Here is a 659-nt window from a genome sequence, read left to right as displayed (position 1 = left end):
TTTTCGGCTGCTTGGCGCAAGGCTGCTCGGGAGCACGAAACGCGCTACACCCGTCATCGTGCGGTAGTGGCAGTTGCTCCATATGAGGACTTGGGGTTGGTAAACGTGCATTTCTTGCCCTGTAACCAGGTGGCTGTATCGGCAGGCGCTACGTATCCCGGTCGTGCAGATTATCCGTTCCACTTCCCTCAAAAAATGCAGGAGCCGGCCACATGTCCGAAGCCATGATCCCGTCACCTCAAAGGCCTGCGGCGGCATTCCTCAACCCGATAGCCGATTCAATTATCACCTGCGCGCTGAGCGAACACCTTCCACCAACCCTGACTCGTGGCGAGGCTACCTGATGATTCGTTTACTCCTCGTCATGTTAATTGGCGGCATCTCGCTGCAGGGCTGTGCGCAGCCCACGCCTGAAAGGTTAGGTACACCTATCGAGGGCTATAGCCATACCTCGGCGGCGATCAATCGGTTCTCGGTCAATGGTAACGGCGGACCGAATGTCGGCCCTTATGGTGGCGGAGGAAAACAGAACTGCTGCGCACCGCTTCCAGTGAAGTGGCACCCCGGTTTGACCGTGGTGGTTGAATGGGAGAAAGACCCGAATCCGCATGCCTCAGCAAATTGGCCTCCGCTTGGGACAGATGGCTACCGGGCTGCCT

General features: G+C 57.7%; 3 protein-coding genes. All 3 read left to right on the top strand.

The features are described 5' to 3' along the window. On the top strand, window positions 1-228 hold a 228-nt coding region (locus AACY52_RS29105), incomplete at its 5' end, for a DUF3304 domain-containing protein (RefSeq protein WP_339561185.1). Further along, entirely contained in the window at window positions 213-344 is a 132-nt protein-coding gene (locus AACY52_RS29100; RefSeq protein WP_339561186.1) for a hypothetical protein, read from the top strand. The genes AACY52_RS29105 and AACY52_RS29100, both read left to right, overlap by 16 nt. Beyond that, window positions 344-659: DUF3304 domain-containing protein (locus AACY52_RS29095; RefSeq protein ID WP_339561184.1), on the top strand; the 316-nt coding region annotated here is incomplete at its 3' end. The genes AACY52_RS29100 and AACY52_RS29095, both read left to right, overlap by 1 nt.

This window comes from Pseudomonas sp. EA_65y_Pfl1_P113 (assembly GCF_963970525.1).
Classification (GTDB): Bacteria; Pseudomonadota; Gammaproteobacteria; order Pseudomonadales; family Pseudomonadaceae; genus Aquipseudomonas; species Aquipseudomonas tritici.
The sequence above is the reverse complement of the archived record's forward strand: the minus strand, read 5'-3'. Positions and strand labels throughout refer to the sequence as shown.